This window comes from Pseudovibrio flavus, assembly GCF_009711345.1.
GTDB classification, from domain to species: domain Bacteria; phylum Pseudomonadota; class Alphaproteobacteria; order Rhizobiales; family Stappiaceae; genus Pseudovibrio; species Pseudovibrio flavus.
Genome location: NZ_SMMA01000063.1, coordinates 200,021 through 206,560 on the forward strand (window position 1 = coordinate 200,021; position 6,540 = coordinate 206,560).

Annotated in this window: 6 protein-coding genes; 5 read left to right on the top strand and 1 reads right to left on the bottom strand. The window is 49.2% G+C overall.

All coding sequences use genetic code 11. The features are described from left to right. Window positions 1–1,283 precede the first annotated feature (1,283 nt). Entirely contained in the window at window positions 1,284–2,003 is a 720-nt protein-coding gene (locus E1162_RS12770; protein WP_257098949.1) for a FadR/GntR family transcriptional regulator, read from the bottom strand. A gap of 133 nt (window positions 2,004–2,136) precedes the next feature. Between E1162_RS12770 and E1162_RS12775 the strand changes: the two genes are divergently transcribed. From E1162_RS12775 to E1162_RS12795, 5 genes are all read left to right on the top strand, one after another. Continuing rightward, window positions 2,137–3,081 (top strand): 2-hydroxyacid dehydrogenase, encoded by a 945-nt coding sequence (locus tag E1162_RS12775; RefSeq protein WP_155131523.1) that lies wholly within the window; start codon window positions 2,137–2,139, stop codon window positions 3,079–3,081. Window positions 3,082–3,152: 71 nt separating this feature from the next. Next, window positions 3,153–3,647 (top strand): TRAP transporter small permease, encoded by a 495-nt coding sequence (locus E1162_RS12780; protein WP_155131526.1) that lies wholly within the window; start codon window positions 3,153–3,155, stop codon window positions 3,645–3,647. Next, entirely contained in the window at window positions 3,644–4,945 is a 1,302-nt protein-coding gene (locus tag E1162_RS12785; RefSeq protein ID WP_155131529.1) for a TRAP transporter large permease subunit, read from the top strand. The genes E1162_RS12780 and E1162_RS12785 overlap by 4 nt, the downstream gene beginning before the upstream one ends. 77 nt (window positions 4,946–5,022) lie before the next feature. Then, a complete protein-coding gene (locus tag E1162_RS12790) occupies window positions 5,023–6,003 on the top strand; it encodes a DctP family TRAP transporter solute-binding subunit (RefSeq protein ID WP_155131532.1) in 981 nt (326 codons plus the stop codon). 156 nt (window positions 6,004–6,159) lie between these two features. Then, a partial coding sequence (locus E1162_RS12795) for an RraA family protein (RefSeq protein WP_503328170.1) occupies window positions 6,160–6,540 on the top strand: 381 nt, incomplete at its 3' end.

Sequence of the window (6,540 nt, forward strand, 5' to 3'; positions counted from 1 at the left end):
GGTGCCGCGCGTTCGTGGCGTTCTATAGTCTTCATCTGGAAATATGATGTTTTAATAGGTATGCGTCATGTTCCGTGAAATCATAGTTCAAGAAAATACGCGAAAATATTGTATTATTGCACTTTTCAAATTGTTCCTATGAAAATCTGGAATTGATGATCAATGCATATTCAATAGTAAAGGTATGTCGCCGTTATATTCGGTAATGTATGCTTACGTATTATTGTCTTGTGGCAGATTATTACGTCCATTTATGAAAGCTACGGCTTCTTTTATAGAGATATATTTGTGTTTTTGCTTCAATGTGTCGCAGTTTAGTATAAAAACTCCTATTTTATTTTCCTGATGGTGTTGACTGAGTAAAAATTAATATGCACCATACGCGTACAGACAAATCTTGTTGCTGTTTTTGTAGAGAATAGAATAGTCATAGTATAGAAATGAACTATAAGTCATCTATACATATAGTATTCAATCTACATTTATGGTTGCTTTAGTTTTTCGGTTTTATTCGGTTGAATGTGTCGATATCTAATTCCGAAAGGCGAGGGTGTATTGCATTATTGCTTGCTATTAGGTGGGCGCTAGCGGGGCAGCCCGCAAAGAGGTTCTAGCTCAAGACTGTGAACCCGAATAGGCAATGCATCTGCTGCAAATAAGTGAACCGGAGGTGCCAAATGAATAAGAACATCCTTGGAGGCCTAGCTCTTTTCGGAGGTATTTTCTTATCGCTCGCTGTTTTTATGGCATAGGCGAAAAGTAGTTTCTCAAAATGAACTAATAATATTCGGGAGAAATATTTATGGCTGCAAATCTAAAAGCTATCGGACTTCTATTTCATAAGCTCTTCGGAATAGTGCTTGGATCATATCTAGTAATTTTGTTTTCAACGCTATTTCTGCGGGCTGTGGGCATTCTAGGCTGATTTGAAAACTAAGGTGCCTGCTGTAGTCGGGACGGCGCAGGCGCTTTGTTCATCTCTATCGAGACGATGAATTTTCGAAATTTTAGGGAGTTGAAAAATGCGTAGTCTTTATTGGTCAGATATTCTGGTTTGGGTCGCTGTAGTGTCAGTCGCTCTCTATATCATTAGCGATCTATCCTACCTGCTTTTGAAGTAGCGCGCAGGTAGATGTGGGAGGATCGCTCGGGTGCTTCGTGTTGGGCGAAGCGCCCGAGTTGAGGTTCCTGCATTACAAGATGAACGCCGAAGCCGCAGGTCCTTTTTGAGGGCCTGCGTTATTTTTTGTCTGAGGTTGAGTGTGGGGTCCGGAAAGCTCTAACTAGAGCTTGAAGTCTTCCGCTGTAACGAAATACTGGAACGAGCGTTTCATAGCGGCTTCTGCTTCAGTAGGGTCACCTGCTTCAATTGCAGCTACAATGGCTCTATGCATCTCAACAACTTCACTCGGTTTAATGAAGTCGGCATTGGCGTTGTTGCCATGGGTGATACCGTCATGAATGAGATTTGAAGCGCTTTCCTGAAGCACATTGAAGATGGTGTTATTCGCCGCCTGCGCGATGATCAGGTGAAGCTTCAAGTCAGCATCAGCAAACTTTTCTAGATCGCGCTGATTTTCTGCCATCTCCTCAACGCACTGCTTCATTTCAACAATTTGCGAGTCGTTACGGCGTAGCGCTGCCAATCGGGCTAGGGCGCTTTCAACCAAAATTCGGTATTCTGAAACTTCTTGGGTTGTGATCTGAGCACTGGCCAGACCGTGAGACAAAAAACGGCCAATGACCTCACTGTTCATGTGAGAAACGATTGGTTTTTTGCCATTACGCAGCTCGATCATGCCCTCTGCGGCCAAAACGCGCAGTGCTTCCCTAACGACGCTTCTGCTTACCCCCAAGCTTTCTGCAATTTTGATCTCGCCAGGCAATTCACTGCCAACGGTGAGTTTCTGCCGTTGGATCTCCGCCCGCAACTGATCGGCTGTCTGCTCAGAAAGCGACTGCTTATTAATTTTTCCGCCAAAAGACTCGTTTAGCTCAAACAACTTTTCAACCTCTATACCTGTCAGACAGCTTAACATCTTGACAATATATCAGGATAGTGTCCTCATTAGGAAAGAAGGTCAAGACCTATCCCACCTAACAAAACGTCACTGCTGCACGAATAACAGGCCACTAATGAAACCGCACATAATTGTCACTTCCAAAATCATCGAAGCCGTCATTCCGGTTCTGGAAGAGCATTTCACTGTTCACCCATATTTTGATTTTTCACCTGACGCTCGCGAAGTGCCCGATGATCTCAAGCCACTGATTAAGGGCATCGCCACCACCGCGATTCCTTCTGGTACCACCGATGCTCATTTCGCAGCGCTACCAAACCTTGAGATCGTGTCTCACTACGGCGTTGGTACTGACACCGTTGATTTGGAAGCTGCTCGCAACCGCGGCATCATCGTTACAAATACGCCGAACGTTTTGAACGAAGACGTTGCAGATATGGGCGTTATTCTGGCGCTGTCTGCAATTCGTGAAGTGGTGAAGGGTGACCGGTTCGTTCGTGATGGTCGCTGGCCGAAAGAAATCATCAACCTGACACGCCGCGTGAGCGAGTTGAAAGTTGGTATTCTGGGTCTTGGCAACATCGGACGTATTATCGCAAAGCGTCTGGAAGCCTTTGGCATGACCATCGTTTACAACGACATCAAACCGGTAGAAGGCGTTTCCTACGAATATTACACCGACCTTCTGCAGATGGCGAAGGACGTGGATGTGTTCTTTGCAATGTGCCCAAGCCTGCCTTCCACTCGCGGTATCATCAGCAAGGAAGTAATTGAGGCGATTGGACCTAAGGGCCTTTTCGTGAATATCGCTCGCGGTGCGCTTGTTGATGAAGCCGAGATGGTCGCTGCCCTTAAAGATGGCCGCCTTGGTTACGCAGCGCTGGATGTTTTTGTGAGCGAGCCGAATGTTCCGGCAGAGCTGTTTGAACTCGACAACGTGATCCTGACCCCGCACACGGGCAGCGGCACTGTAGAGACCAGACGCGATATCGCGCAACTCACCTGTGACAACCTCATCAGACATTTCAAGGGCGAACCGGTCCTTACACCTTTGTGGTGATGCAAAATCTTTTGGCCTCTGCCCATTAGCGGGCAGGGGCTCCCTCATGAACAAATCGAGTGGTTATCGCGATGTCAAAGTTCTCGCGTTTGTCGGAGCTTGCTCAATACCTTTTCCGATTGGTTTTAACGGCAGCCATGGTGGTGATGATTGCATTGGTCTTTTTCAATGTGGTCTTGCGCTACGGCTTTCACAGCGGTCTCAAGTTCTCGGCTGAAGTTTCGCAGCTTATCTTCGTCTGGATGGTGATGATTGGCGCGGTTATGTGCTTCTACACCCGTGAGCATCTGGAACTTCGAATGATGGAAGCTCTCCTTCCTACAAAGGCAAGCTTCATCCTGCGCCGCTTCATCTATCTCTTCATGGCAATTGCCTGCGCGTTTCTGGTCTACGGCTCTATCAATCAGGTCAGCCTGAACTGGACCAACGCCATGGCGATCAGCCGCATTCCACTGGCTTACATGCATCTATCGGGTGTGGTTGCAGGCTTTGCTATGGGCGTAATCGCGCTTTGGAGAACCTTCATTCCACCTAAGGACGAGCTACAAGAGGAAACCGAGTCATGACCCTTGCCATTTTCCTTGGCTTCCTGCTCGGGGGCATATTGATCGGTATTCCGGTCGCCTTTTCTCTGCTTCTTTCGGCATTTGCGCTGCTCTTTCATCAGGGCATGTTCAACATGGGGCTACTGTTCCCAGCCGATATCATGGCAAGTTCCTTGATCAACGGCGTTAACAGCTTTGCCCTTCTTGCGGTTCCGTTCTTCCTGATTGCTGGTGAGACCATGTCTGCCGGTGGTTTGTCCCGCCGCATCGTGCGCTTGGCGATGGCTTATCTTGGCCACAAAAAGGGCGGCCTCGGCTACGTTGCTATTTTGACCTCTGTTGTGCTGGCTGGTCTTTCCGGTTCTGCTGCTGCTGATGCCGCTGCGCTGGTTGCCATCTTGCTACCGATGATGCGTCAGGCTGGTTATCCTGAAGGTCGAAGCGCCGGTTTGCTTGCTGCTGGCGGTATCATCGCACCAGTCATTCCTCCTTCCATTCCGCTGATCCTTATCGGCGTTGCAGGCAACATCTCTATCGTTCAGTTGTTCATGGGCGGTATCGTTCCGGGCTTGATGATGGGCTTGGCTCTGTACTTCACGTGGATGTACATGATGCGCCACGAAAAGCTGGAGGTTCCTGAACCTGCCAGCAAGGAAGAAAAACGGGAAGCTCTGCGTGATGGCATCTGGGCACTCATCATGCCGTTCATCATCATCGTTGGCATTCGCTTCGGTATCTTCACGCCGACCGAAGCTGCCGTTGTGGCTGCCGTTTACGCGCTGTTTGTTTCGACATTCATCTATAAAGAGCTGACTTGGGAAAAGTTCGTTGAGGTGATCGTCCAGTCAACCAAGGCAACCGGTATGATCCTGTTCCTCGTTGGCTGTGCAATGGTCGCGTCTTGGCTGATTACAATCGCGCAATTGCCTCAACAGTTCGCCGAATTCCTTAATCCGCTCGTCGATAGCCCGCGTCTGCTGATGCTTGTCATTATGCTGCTCATTCTGGCAATCGGCATGGTTATGGATCTTGCGCCAACCATTCTCATCATGGCGCCGCTTCTTATGCCAGTGGTGCAGGAAGCCGGTATCGATCCGGTCTACTTCGGCCTGATGTTCATCATGAATGGCTGTATCGGCATGATCACGCCGCCTGTTGGTGTTGTGCTCAACGTGGTTTGCGGGGTTGGGAGACTTCGCATCGAGAAAGCCGTTGTTGGCATTCTACCTTTCGTTGGCGTCTACACCTTCTTGCTTGGCATCTACACCCTGTTCCCGCAGCTCATCATTTACCCGATGAAACTGATGACAGGACAATAACTCAACGCATTCTGGATTACATCCGCGCCTGCAAAAAAGCGCGGATGGGAATTTCATCTCAATGGGAGAAAATGAAGATGAAAAAGCTACTCGCTGCTGCAACAATCCTACTTGCAACCACCACACTTGGCCATGCGCAAATGGTTATGAAATTCGCGCATCCAGTACCAACAACCGACCTTCAACATGAACTGGCTGTAGCCTTTGCCGAACAGGTAGCTGAACGCTCCAACGGTGAAATGAAGGTTGAAATCTATCCGAACAGCCAGCTGGGTATCGACCAGCAAATGATCAATGGTACCCGCATGGGTATGATCGACTTCAACATGGTTGGTTCTGCAAGCTTCAATGGCGTTATGGGGGAAATCGCCTTGTTTGACTTGCCGTTCCTGTTCAAGAACCGTGACCACGCCTATGCCGCTCTTGATGGTGAAATCGGCGATGCAATCCTTGCTAAGCTTGAGCCACTTGGTCTGAAGGGTCTTTCTTGGCCGGAAAACGGTTTCCGCAACATGACCAACAACCGTGGTCCAATTACCAAGGTTGAAGACCTCAGCGGACTGGTCATGCGCACCAACAACTCGGTTCCGCTCAATGCGATGTTCGAGAACCTTGGCGCGAACCCGCAGCCGATGCCGTACAGCGAACTTTACACCGCTCTTGAAACCGGTGTTGTGACCGCGCAGGAACACCCGATCAACGTTACTTACTCTTCCAAGTACTACGAAGTTCAGAAGTACCTGACCATCGTTGAACACTCCTATACGCCGCTTACGATCACCATGAACTTGGCTAAGTACAACGCCATGAGCGAAGAGCAGCGTAAAGTGATCGAGGAATCCATCGACTATGCGACGGACTTCCAGCGCAAGCGCTCTATCGAAATGGAAGAGCAGTACATTCAAGCCCTCGTTGACAACGGCATGGTCGTAAACCGCGATGTCGATAAAGACTCCTTCATCACATCTCCTGCTGTAACCGCGACTTGGGAAAGCTTCCGTGAGGAATACGGCGGAGAACTCGTCGACAAGATCGTTGCTCTGGGCAAAGATTTCTAACCTTAGCGGATAAATATTCGCCTCAACTCCCGAGGCCTTGTTGGCGGCAGATTGCGGCTGCCGCCAACTCCAAACTCCCAGTTTCCCTCAGCGAGAAGCATTGGTCTTACTCGCATTCCAAAAACAAAGAACACTCTTCACTCTCAGGAGACCACCATGCCTAAATACTGGAGCAACGACGACGAGCTTTTCGCTCTCGCTCGCAAGGAACTGTTTGTAGCCCTCGTTGGCGACATTCTCGATACCAAAGGCTACGTCCATCAGTTTCTCGATCCGAAACTGAAGCCGATTGACGATCACATGGTTATCATTGGCCGCGCGATGCCGGTTCTGGAAGCCGACTTTTTCGGCGACAAAAACAAAGGCAACAACCCGCTTTCTGAAAAGCCGTTTGGCTACATGTTTGAAGCGCTGGATGATCTCAAAAAGAACGAGGTCTATGTTTGCGCTGGTGCTTCCCACCGCTATGCGTGCTGGGGCGGCTTGATGACCACCCGCGCGAAAGTATGCGGCGCTGTTGGCGCTGTTGTTCACGGC